This window comes from Agathobacter sp. (genome assembly GCF_977054825.1).
On the sequence record NZ_CDRTEH010000002.1, the window covers coordinates 138811 to 157847 of the forward strand.

Annotated in this window: 14 protein-coding genes; all 14 read left to right on the top strand. The window is 43.1% G+C overall.

Features of this window, described 5'->3' with window-relative positions; genetic code table 11:
• Window positions 1–52 precede the first annotated feature (52 nt).
• The 14 genes from ACW6PM_RS02805 (at window position 53) to ACW6PM_RS02870 (ending at window position 19025) form a co-directional block, all read left to right on the top strand.
• Window positions 53–1828: a glycoside hydrolase family 13 protein gene (locus ACW6PM_RS02805; RefSeq protein WP_456056160.1), complete on the top strand. Its 1776-nt coding sequence runs from the start codon at window positions 53–55 to the stop codon at window positions 1826–1828.
• Between the two features lie 26 nt (window positions 1829–1854).
• Window positions 1855–2997: a tRNA guanosine(34) transglycosylase Tgt gene (tgt, locus tag ACW6PM_RS02810; RefSeq protein WP_012742721.1), complete on the top strand. Its 1143-nt coding sequence runs from the start codon at window positions 1855–1857 to the stop codon at window positions 2995–2997.
• Between the two features lie 120 nt (window positions 2998–3117).
• Window positions 3118–3429, top strand: a complete 312-nt coding sequence (gene yajC, locus ACW6PM_RS02815) for a preprotein translocase subunit YajC (protein ID WP_055061704.1) — start codon at window positions 3118–3120, stop codon at window positions 3427–3429.
• A 211-nt stretch (window positions 3430–3640) separates the two neighbouring features.
• Window positions 3641–4741: a 3-isopropylmalate dehydrogenase gene (gene leuB, locus ACW6PM_RS02820; RefSeq protein WP_012742719.1), complete on the top strand. Its 1101-nt coding sequence runs from the start codon at window positions 3641–3643 to the stop codon at window positions 4739–4741.
• Window positions 4742–4855: 114 nt separating this feature from the next.
• Window positions 4856–6535, top strand: a complete 1680-nt coding sequence (gene ilvD, locus ACW6PM_RS02825; RefSeq protein ID WP_012742718.1) for a dihydroxy-acid dehydratase — start codon at window positions 4856–4858, stop codon at window positions 6533–6535.
• An 85-nt stretch (window positions 6536–6620) separates the two neighbouring features.
• Entirely contained in the window at window positions 6621–8309 is a 1689-nt protein-coding gene (gene ilvB / locus ACW6PM_RS02830) for a biosynthetic-type acetolactate synthase large subunit (RefSeq protein WP_456056161.1), read from the top strand.
• A gap of 1 nt (window position 8310) precedes the next feature.
• Complete coding sequence (gene serC, locus ACW6PM_RS02835; RefSeq protein ID WP_041254065.1) at window positions 8311–9393, top strand: 3-phosphoserine/phosphohydroxythreonine transaminase; 1083 nt, start codon at window positions 8311–8313, stop codon at window positions 9391–9393.
• A complete protein-coding gene (locus ACW6PM_RS02840) occupies window positions 9393–10556 on the top strand; it encodes a phosphoglycerate dehydrogenase (protein ID WP_012742715.1) in 1164 nt (387 codons plus the stop codon). Before serC ends, ACW6PM_RS02840 begins: the two co-directional genes overlap by 1 nt.
• A gap of 139 nt (window positions 10557–10695) precedes the next feature.
• Window positions 10696–11607 (top strand): mechanosensitive ion channel family protein, encoded by a 912-nt coding sequence (locus ACW6PM_RS02845; protein ID WP_456056162.1) that lies wholly within the window; start codon window positions 10696–10698, stop codon window positions 11605–11607.
• 119 nt (window positions 11608–11726) lie between these two features.
• A complete protein-coding gene (locus ACW6PM_RS02850; RefSeq protein ID WP_456056163.1) occupies window positions 11727–14645 on the top strand; it encodes an insulinase family protein in 2919 nt (972 codons plus the stop codon).
• A gap of 241 nt (window positions 14646–14886) precedes the next feature.
• Window positions 14887–15798, top strand: coding sequence for a GTPase Era (gene era / locus ACW6PM_RS02855; RefSeq protein WP_015516474.1), 912 nt, complete (start codon window positions 14887–14889; stop codon window positions 15796–15798).
• Between the two features lie 21 nt (window positions 15799–15819).
• A complete protein-coding gene (gene recO / locus ACW6PM_RS02860) occupies window positions 15820–16548 on the top strand; it encodes a DNA repair protein RecO (RefSeq protein ID WP_109257124.1) in 729 nt (242 codons plus the stop codon).
• A gap of 133 nt (window positions 16549–16681) precedes the next feature.
• A complete protein-coding gene (locus tag ACW6PM_RS02865; protein ID WP_456056164.1) occupies window positions 16682–17473 on the top strand; it encodes a hypothetical protein in 792 nt (263 codons plus the stop codon).
• Between the two features lie 154 nt (window positions 17474–17627).
• A complete protein-coding gene (locus ACW6PM_RS02870) occupies window positions 17628–19025 on the top strand; it encodes a glycine--tRNA ligase (RefSeq protein ID WP_055061699.1) in 1398 nt (465 codons plus the stop codon).
• The last annotated feature ends 12 nt before the right edge of the window (window positions 19026–19037 follow it).

Here is a 19037-nt window from a genome sequence, read left to right on the forward strand (position 1 = left end):
TAGCGCCACAATGATAAACAACTACAATAAGACAGCAAAAGAGGGAGAAAACATGGAATTTAACGGTGTATTTCACCAGGCATACGACAACTACTGCTATCCTTTAAATGAGGATGAATTAATCATAAATATAAAGACCGGTTATGATGTGAAGGAAGTAAATATCATACTCGGTGACCCATTCGCAGCCGGTATATTAGGCGGTGGGGAGACCTGGAATGGCGATAAGCAGCCGATTATATTTAAAAAGAAATTAAAGCACCAGATATGGTGGACCACCACGGTAAAGCCACAATTCAAGAGACTTAAATATTATTTTGAGCTCATAACAGAAGATGAGAGATGGTTTTACTTTGAGGATGGCTTCGTGAGTGCAGAGCAGATGGCACTTGAGGGCAGAAGCCGCCAGTGTTTTGTATTTCCATGGATGAATCCGTGTGATATTCCGGTCACACCGAAGTGGGTAAATGACACTATATGGTATCAGATATTTCCGGATAGATTCTGCAATGGAGACCACTCGATAGATCCTGATTATGTTGTTCCGTGGAGAAATAGAGGCAAGGTCAAGAATGAGGAGTGCTTCGGCGGAGACCTCGCAGGAATCATTCAAAAGCTTGATTATTTAAAGGAGCTTGGAATAAACGGTATCTACCTGACACCGATAAACGAGTCGCCAAGCAATCATAAGTATGATACAACGGATTATGCAAAGATTGACCCAAGCTTTGGCGACGAAGAGACCTTTAAGAGGCTTGTGCTAGAAGCACATAAGCGTGATATGAGAATAATGCTGGACGGAGTGTTCAACCACTGTGGCTATTATTTTGCACCGTGGCAGGATGTTTTGGCAAAGGGAGCGGATTCAGAGTATTATGACTGGTTTATGATCAATGAATGGCCTCTTGACTTTAAGCATGGAGCGGCTAAAAAGGGTCAGTTTTATACGTTTGGATTTTTTGACAATATGCCAAAGCTCAATACAAATAATCCGGCGGTGCGAAAATACTTTATCGATATCTGCGCCAACTGGGTAGAAAATTATCATATAGACGGACTGCGCCTTGATGTGGCAAATGAGGTGTCACACCGATTCTGCAAGGAGCTTAGGGCAAGGCTTAAGGAAATCAATCCGGATATTTACATTTTGGGAGAAATATGGCATAATGCTCTTCCGTGGCTGCGTGGAGATGAGTTTGATGCGGTTATGAACTATCCGCTTGGAGAGAGCATCAAGGATTTCTGGATAGATAAGAGCCAGACGAATCAGGATTTTGAGTATACTATAAACAGATGTTATACCAACTACATGCAGCAGACCAATGATGTGCTTTTCAATCTGCTTGATTCACATGATACAAAGCGCCTTCGCTCTGATACAAAGAATCTCGACCAGTACTTTGCACAGCTAGCAGTGCTTTTTGCCATGCCGGGCAGCCCATGTATATATTATGGTACTGAGATTGCCATGCCGGGCGGCTATGACCCTGACTGCAGACGATGTATGCCGTGGGATGATATTGAGGCAGGCAGGTTTAAGGAGCGCATTGAGATGGTATCAAAGCTCATTCATTTAAGAGCGAGTGAGCCGCTTTTAAAGGGCAGAAACTTCCATTTCCCTGATGATTTTGCTGACAATCCAAGGGTAATCCAGTTCAGAAAGATGGGCTGGGTGGATACATATGTGGAGGTTATAGTCAACTGCTCTGATGAGGATATTGAGGTGCCAAAGGACGGCGAGGTGCTTTTTGAGAGGCATTGCATAGATAACACATTGCTGACCAACGGAATATTAATCAGAAAAATCGTGGGCAATGACGATAAGTAAAAGAAACAGGAGAATTAAACGAAAATATGGCTAAATATGAGTTACTAAAACAGGAGGGACGTGCCAAGAGAGGTACATTCCATACTGTGCATGGAGATATACAGACCCCTGTATTTATGAATGTAGGAACAGTCGGCGCGATAAAGGGCGCTGTCTCTACAGACGATTTAAAGGAGATAAAGTGTCAGGTTGAGCTGTCAAATACATATCATCTGCATGTAAGAACCGGAGACAAAATCATTAAAGAGCTTGGCGGACTGCACAAATTCATGGTGTGGGACAGACCGATCCTTACAGATTCCGGCGGATTCCAGGTGTTTTCACTGGCAGGTCTTCGCAAAATAAAGGAGGAGGGCGTGTACTTCAACTCGCATATTGATGGTGCCAAGATTTTTATGGGACCTGAGGAGAGCATGCAGATACAGTCAAACCTCGGCTCCACGATTGCTATGGCATTTGACGAGTGCCCATCTAGCGTTGCAGACAGACAGTATGTGACAAACTCTGTAAACAGGACCGCGCGCTGGCTTGAGAGGTGCAAAAAGGAGATGGCACGCTTAAACAGTTTACCGGATACTATCAATAAGGAGCAGCTTTTATTTGGCATCAATCAGGGAGCTATTTATGATGATATAAGAATTGACCATGCAAAGCGCATTTCTGAGCTTGAGCTGGATGGATATGCTGTCGGCGGACTGGCGGTAGGAGAGAGCCATGAGGAGATGTACCATATTCTTGATGAAACAGTGCCTCATCTGCCTGTGAATAAGCCTACATACCTGATGGGAGTAGGAACTCCTGCCAATATACTTGAGGGTGTAGAGAGAGGAATCGACTTCTTTGACTGTGTATACCCAAGCAGAAACGGCCGTCACGGACATGTATACACGAATCACGGCAAGCTTAATCTGTTCAACCAGAAGTATCAGAAGGATATGCGCCCTATTGAGGAGGGATGTAACTGTCCTGCCTGCCGCACATATTCGCGTGCATATATCAGGCATCTTTTAAAGGCAAAGGAGATGCTCGGAATGAGACTGTGCGTGCTTCATAATTTGTATTTCTACAACAACATGATGGAGGAGATAAGGGATTCACTTGATGCAGGCCGTTTTGCCTCATACAAGGCTGAAAAGCTCTATGGAATGACACAGGGAGAGCAGAGCTAGCAGATAAATATAAAAAATCTCGAAAATGATAAAAAATCCTTGCCGTTAGCACGTTTAACGTGTATTATGGTAATAGTGCTTAGAACACATCAATTATAGAATATTTAGGAGGAACAATTGATGACATCAATTTTAGCAAACGGTCAGGCAGCAGGAACAATTGGAATGATTGTCTGGTTAGTAGTACTTTTCGCAGTTATGTATTTTCTTATGATCCGTCCACAGAAGAAGGAGCAGAAGAAAAAGGAGCTAATGCTTAAAGAGGTTGCAACAGGAGACACAGTTCTTACAACAAGTGGATTTTACGGTACAGTTATCGATATCGAGGACGATACTGTAATCGTTGAGTTTGGTAACAACAAGAACTGCCGTATCCCAATGCAGAAGGCAGCTATCGCTGACCTTGAGAAAGCAGAGGATTCAGCTAAATAATGCAGATTTGTAAAGCCGTCACATAAGTGGCGGTTTTCTTATTATCCGCATCTCTTGCAATAATAATAAAAAACTGTTATTATAGTATGCAGTTATTATAAGCTGCAGTTATAAATTGCATGAAAAAGTAAAATATCCCGGCATATTGAAATAACTACTTTAATGCTTTAATATAAGAATATGTATTTTTATGTAAAAGAGGTAAGAAATTATGGAATATAAAGTTGGTGTAATTTCCGGAGACGGAATCGGACCGGAGATAGTCACTGAGGCAAAAAAGGTATTGGACAAAATAGCAGACAAGTATGGACACAGCTTCAACTACACAGACATCCTTATGGGTGGCTGCTCAATTGATGCTACAGGTGTTCCTCTTACAGATGAGGCTATTGCGACTGCGCTTGATTCAGATGCGGTGCTGATGGGTTCTATCGGTGGCAACACAGCCACATCACCATGGTACAAGCTGGCCCCTGAGCTTCGTCCGGAGGCAGGACTTTTAAAGCTTAGAAAGTCGCTCAATCTGTTTGCAAATCTTAGACCGGCATACCTGTACAAGGAGCTTGCTGCAGCATGTCCGCTCCGCGCCGATATCATCGGAGATGGCTTTGATATGATGATTATGCGTGAGCTTACAGGAGGTCTTTACTTCGGAGCCAGAGAGACAAAAGAGGTGGACGGAGTTGTTACAGCCACAGATACACTGACATACAATGAGAATGAAATCAGAAGAATAGCAAAGCGAGGCTTTGATATAGCCATGAAGAGAAGGAAAAAGGTCACATCCGTAGACAAGGCAAATGTGCTTGATTCTTCCAGATTATGGAGAAAGATCGTCGAGGAGGTCGCTAAGGATTATCCGGAGGTTACATACGAGCATATGCTTGTTGATAACTGTGCAATGCAGCTTGTAAAGGATCCTAAGCAGTTTGATGTTATCCTCACAGAGAATATGTTTGGAGATATTTTATCAGATGAAGCAAGTATGGTGACAGGCTCAATCGGTATGCTTTCATCAGCAAGCCTTAACGATACAAAGTTCGGACTTTACGAGCCAAGTGGCGGATCTGCTCCTGATATCGCAGGAAAGGGCATTGCAAATCCTATCGCAACAATCCTTTCAGCAGCCATGATGCTTCGCTATTCATTTGATCTGGACAAGGAAGCACAGGCAATCGAGGATGCTGTAAAGCAGGTGCTTAAGGAGGGCTACAGGACAATCGACATCATGCCACAGCCGGGTGAGACTACAGAGGGTATCACACAGGTAGGCACAGCACAGATGGGTGATCTCATCGCAGAACGTGTGTAGCTGCATGACTTATAATAGACAGCTAACAGGTTATAGATATGCAGATTGTTGTGTATACAGTAGTAATGATGAAGTACTCAAAGAAATAGTCGGAGATAAATAAGGAGATAAAATATGATAAGTGATAACGCAAGAGCCGGAATGCAGCAGGCACCGGCAAGAAGTTTATTTAATGCTCTTGGTTTTACACCGGAGGAAATGAAAAAGCCTATGGTAGGAATCGTAAGCTCATTCAATGAGATTGTTCCGGGCCATATGAATATAGACAAAATCGTTGAGGCTGTAAAGCTTGGAGTTGCAGAGGCAGGAGGAGTGCCTGTAGTATTTCCTGCAATCGCAGTCTGCGATGGTATTGCAATGGGACATGTGGGTATGAAATATTCCCTTGTCACAAGAGATCTGATTGCAGATTCTACAGAGTGTATGGCAATCGCTCATCAGTTTGATGCACTTGTAATGGTTCCAAACTGTGACAAGAACGTGCCGGGACTTCTGATGGCGGCTGCACGTCTTAATCTGCCTACAGTATTTGTATCAGGCGGACCAATGCTCGCAGGCCACGTAAAGGGCAGAAAGAGAAGTCTTTCATCGATGTTTGAGGCTGTCGGCTCATACGCTGCCGGTACTATGACTGAGGATGATGTATGTGAGTATGAGAACAAGGTATGTCCTACCTGCGGTTCATGCTCTGGAATGTACACAGCCAACTCTATGAACTGTCTTACAGAGGCGCTCGGTATGGGACTTCGCGGAAACGGAACAATACCTGCTGTATATTCAGAGCGTATCCGTCTTGCAAAGCATGCCGGAATGGCTGTTATGGATATGTACAACAAGGGCATCAAGGCGAGAGATATCATCACAAAGGATGCAATAATGAACGCACTCACAGTTGATATGGCACTCGGCTGCTCTACAAACTCTATGCTTCATCTTCCGGCTATCGCTCATGAGATAGGCTTTGATTTTGATATCAGCTTTGCAAATCCAATCAGTGAGAGGACACCAAATCTCTGCCATCTTGCCCCGGCAGGCCCTACATATATGGAGGACTTAAATGAGGCCGGCGGTGTGTGGGCTGTCATGAAAGAGCTTGCTGATATCGGACTTTTAAATACAGACTGTATGACCGTTACAGGAAAGACAGTTGGAGAGAATATAAAGAATGCAGTCAATAGAGACCCTGAGGTCATCAGACCGGTAGACAATCCATATTCAAAGACCGGAGGACTTGCAGTGCTTAAAGGAAATCTGGCTCCGGACGGCTCTGTAGTAAAGCGTTCAGCAGTTGTCGATGAGATGATGGTTCATGAGGGACCTGCAAGAGTATTTGACTGTGAGGAAGATGCAATTGCAGCAATAAAGGGCGGCAAGATCGTAGAGGGTGATGTGGTTGTCATCAGATACGAGGGACCAAAGGGCGGCCCTGGAATGAGAGAGATGCTTAACCCTACATCCGCTATTGCCGGAATGGGACTTGGAAGCTCTGTAGCACTCATCACAGACGGACGTTTTTCAGGAGCTTCAAGAGGAGCTTCAATAGGTCATGTTTCACCTGAGGCCGCAGTAGGCGGACCGATTGCCCTGGTTGAAGAGGGAGATATCATAAAGATTGATATTCCAAACATGAAGCTTGAGCTTGACGTGTCAGATGAGGTGCTTGCTGAGCGTAAGGCAAAGTGGCAGCCTAGAGAGCCGAAGGTTACAACAGGCTATTTGAAGAGATACGCAGCACTTGTTACATCAGGAAACAGAGGAGCCATCCTTGCACTTCCGGGCGAGCAGAACGCGTAGTATATATTTTGATAGAAAATTCAATACGAATAAGGCTTTTATCTATTATCGTAAAGGATTCGTATAAGAAAAAGAGGAATACAAGATGCAGTTAACAGGATCACAGGTTATTATAGAATGCTTAAAAGAACAGGGTGTTGACACAGTATTCGGTTATCCGGGAGGAGCCATCCTTAATGTCTATGACGAGCTCTACAAGCATCCGGAGATTAAGCATGTGCTGACCTCACATGAGCAGGGAGCAAGCCATGCGGCCGACGGCTATGCGAGAAGCACCGGAAAGGTTGGCGTCTGTCTGGCTACAAGCGGACCGGGAGCGACAAATCTGGTCACAGGAATTTCGACAGCATACATGGATTCGATTCCAATCGTCGCAATCACATGTAATGTCGGAGTCTCGTTACTTGGAAAGGACAGCTTTCAGGAGATAGATATCGCCGGAATTACAACACCTGTAACCAAATACAGCTTTATTGTAAAGGATGTCGAGAAGCTTGCAGATACAATACGCAGAGCCTTTGACATAGCAAGAAAAGGCAGACCGGGTCCTGTACTTGTGGATATTCCAAAGAATGTTACGGCAGAGCTGGTAGAGTACACCAGGCAGGAAATCAAGCTTCCTGAGCGTGTGACAGAAACAATTACAGACAGTGACATTGATAATGCAATTGAACTCATAAAAGCATCCAAAAAGCCATATATATTTGTTGGAGGCGGAGTGGTTCTCTCCGGAGCAAGCAAAGAGCTTAAGGAGTTTGTAGACAAGGTGAATGCACCGGTTTGCGATACGCTCATGGGCAAGGGTGCATATGACGGCACAAGTGATAACTACACAGGCATGCTTGGTATGCATGGCACAAAGACCTCAAACCTTGGAGTTTCAGAGTGCGACCTTTTGATTGCGATTGGTACGCGTTTTTCGGACAGAGTGCTTGGCAATCCTAAAAAGTTTGCAGACCAGGCCAAGATATTACAGTTTGACGTAGACGCAGCAGAGATTAATAAAAATATCCGTGTTACATCGAGTGTTATAGGCGATGTGAAGGAAATACTTACACGCATCAACAAAAAGCTCACACAGCTTGACCACAATTCATGGGTTGAGCATGTGCTTGCATATGCAAAGACTTTTCCTCTTACATATCACAAAGAGGGACTTAGCGGACCATTTGTTATTGAAAAAATCTATGAAATGACAAAAGGAAATGCTATAATGGTTACTGAGGTCGGTCAGCATCAGATGTGGGCAGCCCAGTATTACAAATACAGTAAGCCGAGAACTCTTCTTACATCAGGAGGTCTTGGTACCATGGGATACGGTCTCGGTGCTGCAATCGGTGCCCAGACAGCTAATCCAGACAGGACTGTAGTCAATATTGCAGGTGACGGATGCTTCAGAATGAACATGAACGAGCTTGCAACAGCTTCAAGAGAAAAGCTTCCTCTTATCGAGGTTATAATAAACAACCATGTACTTGGAATGGTACGCCAGTGGCAGACTCTTTTTTACGAGAAGCATTACTCGGCAACCGTACTCGATGATGGGGTGGATTATGTAAAGCTTTCAGAGGCAATGGGAGCCACCGCACGACGTGTTAAGACCCAGGAAGAATTTGAAAAAGCATTTGCAGATGCCTTAAAGAGCAAGACACCGTTTGTCATCGATTGTATCATTGATTCAGATGACAAGGTATGGCCTATGGTTGCACCGGGCAAGCCTATCAACGAGTCTTTCGATGAAGAGGACTACAATGCGACACAAGGAGGAAATTAGAGTGAGTAGAGTTTACAATTTTTCAGCAGGACCTGCAGTTTTACCTGAGGAGGTATTGCAGGAAGCAGCAGCAGAGATGATGGATTATAAGGGAAGCGGAATGTCGGTTATGGAGATGAGCCACAGATCTAAATGGTTTGATGACATTATCAAGGATGCCGAGAAGGATCTCCGCGAGCTTATGAATATACCTGACAATTACAAGGTACTTTTCCTTCAGGGTGGTGCTTCACAGTTCTTCGCTGAGGTACCGATGAACCTTATGAAAAATAAAAAAGCAGGATACATTATCACAGGTCAGTGGGCTAAAAAGGCGTTTGCCGAGGCTAAGATTTACGGAGACGCCGTAGAGCTTGCTTCATCTGCAGATGAGACCTTCTCATACATACCTGACTGCTCAGATTTACCAATCACAGATGATATGGATTATGTATACATTTGCGAGAACAATACTATCTACGGAACAAAGTACAAGAAGCTTCCAAACACAAAGGGAAAGAACCTTGTAGCTGATGTATCTTCATGCTTCTTATCAGAGCCTGTAGATGTATCAAAATATGCTGTTATCTATGGCGGAGTACAGAAGAATGTAGGACCTGCCGGAGTAGTTATAGCAATTATCAGAGAGGACCTTATCACAGATGATTGTCTACCGGGCACACCAACCATGCTCAAGTGGAAGACTCAGGCCGATAATGATTCTCTTTACAATACACCACCATGCTACGGCATCTATATCTGTGGCAAGGTATTCAAATGGCTCAAGAAGATGGGCGGTCTTTCAGTTATGAAGGAGAGAAATGAGGAGAAGGCCAAGATTCTCTACGATTTCCTTGATCAGAGCAAGCTCTTTAAGGGAACAGTAAGAAAAGAGGACAGATCACTCATGAATGTTCCGTTTGTAACAGGAGATGCAGAGCTTGATGCCAAGTTTGTAAAGGAGGCAACTGCAGCCGGATTTGTAAACCTTAAGGGACACCGTACAGTTGGCGGAATGAGAGCATCTATCTACAATGCTATGCCAAAAGAGGGCGTTGAGAAGCTTGTAGAGTTTATGAAGAAGTTTGAGGAGGAGAATGCATAATGTTTAATTACACATGCTTAAACCCAATCGCAGGAGTAGGCCTTGACCTGTTCTCTGACGATTATAAAAAGGTTGATGATATTAAGGATGCAGATGCAGCACTTGTAAGAAGTGCCGCTATGCATGACATGGAGCTTGGTGACAAGGTGCTTGCTGTGGCAAGAGCAGGAGCAGGAGTAAACAATATTCCGCTTGACAAGTGTGCCGAGCAGGGAATCGTTGTATTCAACACACCGGGAGCCAATGCAAATGGTGTTAAGGAGCTTGTGTTTGCCGGAATGCTTTATGCATCAAGAGATATCGTTGGAGGTATCGACTGGTGTCTTGCAAACCAGAACGATGAGAATATTGCAAAGACAGCTGAGAAGCAGAAAAAGAACTTTGCAGGAACAGAGATTTCAGGCAAGAAGCTCGGTGTTATCGGACTTGGAGCCATCGGTGTACTTGTTGCAAATGCTGCAGTACATATGGGCATGGATGTTTACGGATATGATCCATACATCTCAGTAAATGCTGCATGGAACCTTTCAAGAAGCGTTAAGCATATCAGCAATGTTGAGGACATCTACAAGAACTGTGATTTCATCACAATCCATGTACCTCTTCTTGATTCAACAAAGAAGATGGTAAACGCTGATGCTATTGCAATGATGAAGCCAACCGCTATCGTATTAAATTTTGCCAGAGATCTTCTCGTTGACGAAGAGGCTATGGTAGATGCACTTGCCAAGGGAAAGGTTAAGAAGTACGTTTCAGATTTCCCTAACAACACAACTGTTGGAGCAAAGGGCTGCATCGTAACACCTCATCTTGGAGCATCTACAGCAGAGTCAGAGGACAATTGTGCAGTTATGGCTGTCAAGGAGTTGAGAGATTACTTAGAGAATGGTAATATCGTTCATTCAGTAAACTTCCCTGACTGCAGCATGGGTGCATGCACAGCTTCAGGCAGAGTCGGAATCCTTCACAAGAATGTTAAGGGTATGATTGGACAGATTACAACAGCTCTTGCAGAGGCTGATATTAATGTATCTGATCTGACAAACAAGGGCAAGGGTGACTATGCATATTCACTTCTTGATCTTGATTCAGCTATTGATGCTTCTACCGTTGAGAAGCTTTCTGCCATTGACGGAGTGCTCAGAGTGAGAGTTATTAAATAGTGAATTAATATTTGATTTAAATACTGATCCCCCATATTTTATATGGGGGATTTAGTGGGTTATAAGGAAATAACAAATATAACAAATATAGAAAATATATAAGAGATATAAGAAATATAAGAGATATATAGGAGATTATATGATCAGACAAATTCTTAGTGAAGTATCAGTGCCGGTTGCAAATACCGAAGTACAGCAGGTTATTGAAAACCCGGGCATTGTAAAGACGTATCTGGAGAAATATATGCCATCGCTTATAAGCTTTCTCGTGCAGCTTGTTGTTGCGATAGTGATACTGCTTATAGGTATTAAGGTGATTAAATCAGTCGTAAAAATAATTAAAAAAGGATTTGATAAAAGCAGAATGGACGCTGCAGTGGCATCATTTCTAGCAAATGTTATTAAATACTTTTTGTATTTTATCCTTGTCATGGCACTGCTTTCGGGATTTGGAGTGGCGACAGGCTCTGTTATAGCGGTTCTTGGCTCTGCCGGACTTACTGTAGGTATGGCATTGCAGGGCAGTCTGTCGAATTTCGCAGGAGGCGTGCTTATTCTTATGATGAAGCCGTTTGGTGTGGGCGATTACATAGTTGACGGTTCAAGTGGTACAGAGGGCACTGTAAAGGATATAAATCTGTTTTATACAAGGCTTTTGACAATAGATAACAAGATGGTTATGATACCAAACGGAAAGCTTGCTGATTCGTGTATCACAAATGTATCTATGATGGATAAGAGGATGCTTGATTTGAGAGTAACAGTATCCTACAGCACAGATTTAGCATTCGCAAAGAGTGTGCTGGAATCTGTTGTCACATCAGCAGATACGATGCTTCGCGATGAGCCGAGCAATGTGTTTGTGAGTGAGCTGCAGGATTCGGCAATAGAGCTCGGTGCGAGAATCTGGGTGAAGAACGAGGATTACTGGAACACAAAATGGCAGCTTACAGAAGAAATTAAAACAGCATTTGATAAAAATAACATCGAAATTCCGTTTCCACAGATGGATGTTAATATTCAGAAGAGGAGCATAGACTCTGACTTTTAAAGCCGGATGTTGCAGAATATTACTTTAACAGATTTTTTGCGGTAAATATACTTATAATTTAACTATAATATGTAAAAATGTGGTATACTATCATCATCGCATTTTAGGAGGAATAATTGATGACAATTCACGATTTGGCTGAATACGAGATTTTAGATGAGCACAGAGTGGAGGATGTCCAGTCGGACGGATTCATTCTGAGACACAAAAAAAGTGGTGCAAGGATTGCCATTTTATCAAATAATGATGATAACAAGGTCTTTTATATAGGCTTCAGGACTCCGCCGGAGGATGAGACGGGTGTACCGCATATTATTGAGCATACCACACTCTGCGGTTCAAAGAAGTTCCCTGTAAAGGATCCCTTCATCGAGCTGGCAAAGGGCTCGCTCAATACATTTTTAAATGCCATGACATACCCTGACAAGACAGTTTATCCTGTCGCCAGCTGCAATGATCAGGATTTTAAGAATCTCATGGATGTGTATCTGGATGCAGTGTTTAATCCGAATATCACAAAGTACGAGGAGATTTTCAAGCAGGAGGGCTGGCACTACGAGCTTACAGGCAAGGATGATGAGCTTAAGATAAACGGAGTGGTGTACAATGAGATGAAGGGAGCATACTCATCGCCTGACGAGGTGCTTTCAAGCCAGATTTACCGCTCGCTTTTCCCTGACAATACCTACAGCAAGGATTCAGGCGGCAATCCGGAGTATATTCCTAAGCTTACGTATGAAGCATATCTGGACTTCTATCACAAGTATTATCATCCATCCAATTCATACATTTATCTGTATGGTGATATGGATGTTGTCGAGAGACTTGAGTGGCTGGATAAGGAATATCTGAGCCTGTATGATTATAAAAAAGTTAATTCAGAAATTAATAAACAGCCTGCATTTGATGAAATAAAGAATGTTGAGGCACAGTATTCAATTACCATGGATGATTCACAGGAAAATAAGACCTATCTATCTTATAACCGTGTGGTAGGGGATTCGCTTGATGAGATGCTCTATCAGGCATTTGATGTGCTTGACTATGCACTTGTCAGCTCACCGGGAGCACCGGTGAAGCAGGCATTGATAGATGCGGGAATCGGTGATGATGTGTATGGCTCATATGATGCGGGCATTCTGCAGCCGGTGTTCTCGTTTGTGGCAAAGAATGCCAATGCATCTCAGGCGGATGAGTTTGAAAGCATTATAGAAAACACTCTTAAAGAGGTTGTTAAAACAGGAATTAATAAAGAAGCGTTGCTTGCGGGAATCAACAGCAGTGAGTTTAAGTTCAGGGAGGCTGACTTCGGACAGTTCCCTAAGGGACTTCTTTTTGGGTTAAACTGCTTAGACAGCTGGCTGTTTGATGATATGAAGCCTTTTATACATCTGGAGTGTCTTGATACATTTGCCAAGCTTAGAAGGGCTGTTGATACGGATTATTTTGAAAAGCTTATACAGGAATATCTGCTTGACAATACCCATGGTTCATCTGTTACTGTTAAGCCAAAGCGTGGACTTGGCAATGAGAGGGAGGAAGCTTTGGCAAAGGAGCTTTCCGATTACAAGGCATCTCTTTCGGATGAAGAGATTGACAAGCTGATTGAGGAGACAGAGCATTTAAAGAAATATCAGGAGGAGCCTTCGTCAGATGAGGATCTGCGTAAGCTTCCGATGCTTACAAGAGCTGACATGAAAAAGGAGGCTATGCCTTTTTCAAACATTGAGGACACACTTTCAGATGTAAAGGTTGTGCGCCATGACATAGAGTCAAACGGTATTGATTATATATCATTTTTATTTGATGCAGGTGATTTTGCACAGAGCGAGCTTGGCTATCTTGGCTTTTTCACAAACGCACTCGGATTGGTGAGTACCGAAAATTACAGCTATACCGATTTAGCCAATGCGACCAATATATATACCGGCGGAATCAGCACAGGTACTGCAAGCCACCCGGATATTAAGGATAGAAATAATTTTGTTTTTAAGTTTGAGGTGAAGCTGAAGGTATTGGAGAAAAATCTTGACAAGGCACTTGAGCTTATGGAGCAGATGCTTCTTACATCTGATTTTACCGATACAAAGAGACTGGGCGAGATTGTAGCGCAGATTAAGGCAAGGCTTCAGGCTAACCTTAGCAGTTCCGGTCATTTGGTTGCGGCTATGCGAAGCATGTCGAGCTTCTCGCGCTATGCACTTTATCAGGACGAACTAAAGGGTATTGCTTTTTACCGCTCTATATGCCGCATAGAAAAGGAGCTTTCCGAGTCACCAAAGAGTGTGTCAGATAAGCTTGCTGCAATAGCCAAAAAGCTGTTTGCAAGAAACAGAATGCTTATCAGCTTTACCGGAAATAACGAGGCTTACGGCAATGCAAAGCCTTCGTTGAAAAAAGTTATAACTGGATTTAATAAAATGAGTGCTGTAGGCAATCAGGCAGAGGTCCATTTTAATACAGCAAAGGAAGCATTTATTGATGCATCCCAGATACAATATGTTGCAAAAACAGGTGATTTCATCTGTGAGGGCTATGAATACACCGGAGCACTGAGACTGCTGCGTATCATCTTAAGCTATGATTATCTCTGGATAAATGTCAGGGTAAAGGGTGGTGCTTACGGCTGCATGAATACATTCCTTAGAAGCGGAGAGAGCTACTTTGTCTCATATAGAGACCCTAACCTTTCAGACACACTTGATGTCTATGACAGGATACCTGAGTATATAAAGAGCTTTTCACCTGATGAGAGGGATATGACCAAGTATATTATCGGTACCTTCAGTGCACTTGATACGCCTATGAATCCGGAAGCAAAGGGAAGCAGATCACTGTCTGCATATCTCGAGGGTATTACCTACGAGCAGATTCAAAAGGAGAGAAATGAGATATTAAATGCACAGCCGGAGGATATCAGAAGGCTTGCAGACCTTGTAGAGGCAGTACTTAAGAAGGACAGTATATGTGTCATCGGCAATGAAAATATGATTAAAGAGTCGGCAGGGCTCTTTGAGAATGTTGAAAAGCTTATATGATTAAAGGGTCACAAGGTATCATCGATGCATGCTTGCATGCAATTCGATGTATACCTTAGTGACCCGCACTACACCGAGAAAGTAGCAATTTGCTGCCCAAATGCAGCAAATTAGCGGATTTCGAGGTGGAGTCAGATTACGGGAATGCGTAGCATGTAGTAATCTGATTAATCATAAATGAGGGGCAAAATACCTTTTGACCCTCATATCCTTATAAATACAGATTCACATAGGAGGAAAAATGATACAGAATTTTAAATCGGGTTTTGTTACAATAATCGGTAGACCAAACGTGGGCAAATCAACACTGATGAACAGGCTTATCGGTCAGAAAATTGCCATCACATCAAACAAGCCTCAGACCACAAGAAACCGCATCCAGACAGTATACACGGATATGGAAAAGGGACAGATAGTGTTCCTTGATACTCCGGGCATACACAAGGCCAAAAACAAGCTGGGCGAGTATATGGTCAATGTGGCGGAAAAGACATTAAATGAGGTGGATGTTGTGCTGTGGCTTGTGGAACCGACCAACTTTATCGGAGCGGGAGAGCAGCATATCATAGAGCAACTCAAAAAGGTCAATACACCTGTTATATTGATTATCAACAAGGTGGATACAGTGGAAAAGGAAAAGGTGCTTGAGTATATAGACACCTACCGCAAGGTATACGACTTTGCAGAGATTATTCCTACGTCAGCCTTAAGAGGGCAGAATACGGATGATGTTATTAATTCTATATTTAAGTATTTGCCTTATGGCCCGCAGTTCTATGATGAGGACACCATCACAGATCAGCCGGAGCGTGCAATCTGTGCTGAGATTATCAGGGAAAAAGCGCTCCATGCTCTGAATGACGAGGTGCCGCATGGCATTGCAGTAGGAATTGACCGCATGAAGACAAGAAAGACAAAGAGTGGTTCTATTATAGATATGGATGCCACAATTGTCTGCGAGCGAGACTCCCATAAGGGAATCATTATAGGAAAGCAGGGCAGCATGCTTAAAAAAATCGGCACCAATGCGCGCTATGAGATGGAAAGACTGCTCGACTGTAAGGTGAATCTGAAGCTATGGGTCAAGGTAAAGAAGGATTGGAGAGACAGCGACTTCCTCATCAAGAACTTTGGATACAAAGAGGAAGAATAGTATTTTGAAAGTAAGATTAAGATGTCACAGAGTGTAGTGTTGACCGGTATGGTGCTTTCAGCCATGCCGGTAGGGGATTTTGACAAAAGAATAACGATTCTCACAAAGGAACGAGGAAAAATCACAGCCTTTGCAAGGGGCGCAAGACGTCCAAACAGCCAGCTTATGGCAGGAAGCAATCCATTTTCGTTCGGTGAGTTTGAGCTGTTTGAGGGTAAAAGCGCATATTCTCTTTCAAAGGTCACAATCAGCAACTATTTCAGGGAGCTGACACAGGATTTGGAAGCAGTATACACCGGGTTTTACTTTCTGGAGTTCTGCGGATATTTTTGTCAGGAGAACAATGACGAGAAGGATATGTTAAAGCTCCTTTATCAATCACTCCGGGCTCTTGAATCACCGGCATATAAGAATGAGCTGGTCAGGGCTGTTTTTGAGCTTAAAGCTATTACGATAAATGGCGAGGGTCCATCGCTGTTTTCATGTATACACTGTCATTCAAGGGAAGGACTTAATGTCTTTTCGGCAAGACGCGGAGGCGTGTTTTGCGATAGCTGTGGCACGCAGGTGCAGGGCAGGCATATACTAAGTGATACACTCTATACCATGCAGTATATTGTTTCAGCTGATATCACGAAGCTGTACACATTTGCAGTGTCAGACGATGTGCTTGAGGAGCTGAGAAGCATAATGAAGGAATATCTTTCAATCTATGTGCATCATGATTTTAAATCAGCAGCTTTTCTGTGATAAATTAAAGCATGAAATTAAATCATGAAATAATTAATAGATACTATGCATGTCGTTGCCCTTTAAAATATGATACTTGAAATCATATATACAAAAGGGTATAATATCATAGATTATATTTTAGGAGGCAGCTATGAATAAAAAGCTATCAATGCTGTTGCCTGTTATTGCGACATGCTGTTTGCTTGCCGGGTGCGGTACATATTATTATACCAAGGACAGCACGGTGTTTGTTGCAAAAAACGGCAGTGTGGTATCTACAGATGTCGAGGACTTTGATACAGCTACATACAAGCAGGATGACTTACAAAGCTATGTGGACAAGTCAATAGACGACTACAATAAGAAGAATGACGGTTCGATCAAGCTCAAAAAGCTGACTGTCGAGAAAAAGAAGGCATCTCTTACCATGAGCTATGCGTCAACCGACGAATATACTGATTTCAATGGGACAAAGCTTTTTTCAGGGACGATTGCGGAGGCTCTGGCAGCCGGATATGACTTCAAGACCGGTTTCGCAGCGATAGATGATGGCAAGGCAAAGAAATGTGAATCATCTGAGTTTCTGGATGAAACCGGCTACAGGGTCGTTGTTTACGAAGGCAACTCAAATTTGCACGTGAAAGGGAAAATATTGTATGCATCTGTCGACAATGTAAAGCTTGTAGATGACAATACAGTTGCGATTGGTGACAAGTACAGCCTGCTTGCATCACAGACTAAAGGGACAGAGAGTGCCACGGAGGGCATGGAAGCAGTAAAATCCGATGCGACGGAAGGAACGGAAAACGGAGCGGATGACAGTGTCAGCGATGATGATATATTAAACTCGGTCAAGGAAGATAACGAGGTTACATTCGACTTTGACAGCGGGGAGGATAATTCTGTGCCGGTATCATATATCACATATGTTATATATAAGTAGATTAAGGCGTGAATTGTTATTTAATTATAATTAAGAATACAAGTAACTATTCAGTACAGCTGATTCAAATGCGCCTGCAGCTTGCAGCTGTGAAGGTACTGAATAGTTACGAATACAAATAAATCATAAGTAAGATAGAGAGGAAACAAGAATTATGGAAAAGACCATGGACAAAATCGTACAGGTAGCAAAAGCAAGAGGATTTGTATATCCGGGCTCAGAAATTTACGGAGGTCTTGCAAATACATGGGATTATGGAAACCTGGGCGTAGAGCTTAAAAACAACGTAAAAAGAGCATGGTGGAAGAAATTTATCCAGGAGAATCCTTATAATGTAGGTGTGGACTGTGCCATCCTCATGAATCCTCAGACATGGGTTGCATCAGGACATCTCGGCGGCTTCTCAGATCCGCTTATGGATTGTAAGGAGTGCCACGAGCGATTCAGAGCCGACAAAATCATCGAGGATTTTGCGCAGGACAATGGTATTGAGCTTGAGACATCAGTTGATGGCTGGACAAACGAGCAGATGGTAGATTTCATCAAGGAGCACAATGTTCCATGTCCATCATGCGGCAAGCACAATTTCACAGATATCAGACAGTTCAACCTCATGTTCAAGACCTTCCAGGGTGTTACAGAGGATGCTAAGAATACAGTATATCTTCGTCCGGAGACCGCACAGGGTATCTTTGTAAACTTTAAAAATGTACAGCGTACATCACGTAAAAAGATTCCGTTCGGTATCGGACAGGTTGGTAAGTCATTCCGTAACGAGATTACACCTGGTAACTTCACCTTCAGAACACGTGAGTTCGAGCAGATGGAGCTTGAGTTCTTCTGCGAGCCTGGAACAGATCTTGAGTGGTTTAAGTACTGGAGAGGCTTCTGCCGTGACTGGCTCATTTCTCTCGGAATCAAGGAAGAGGAGATGAGACTGCGTGATCATGATCCTGCTGAGTTAGCCTTCTATTCAAAGGGAACTACAGATATCGAGTTCTTATTCCCATTCGGATGGGGCGAGCTTTGGGGCATTGCGGATCGTACAGATTATGACCTCGGACGTCATCAGGAAGTTTCAGGACAGGATCTTACATACTTCGATGACCAGAAGAATGAAAAATATCTGCCATACGTTATCGAGCCATCACTCGGTGCAGACCGTGTAGTACTTGCCTTCCTTTGCGCAGCTTATGACGAAGAGGATATCGGTACACCGGAGAAGCCGGATGTAAGAACAGTATTCCATTTCCATCCTGCACTTGCACCTGTAAAGATTGGAGTGCTTCCGCTGTCAAAGAAGCTCAATGAAAGTGCTGAAAAGGTATTTGCACAGCTTTCAAAGACATACAACTGTGAGTATGATGACAGAGGAACAATCGGAAAGAGATATCGTCGTCAGGATGAAATCGGAACACCATTCTGCGTGACATATGATTTCGACTCAGAGGAAGACCATTGTGTGACAGTACGTGACCGTGACACAATGGAGCAGGAGCGTATCGCAATTGATGAGCTTGATGCTTATTTTGCAAAGAAATTTGAATTTTAATTTTATAATATA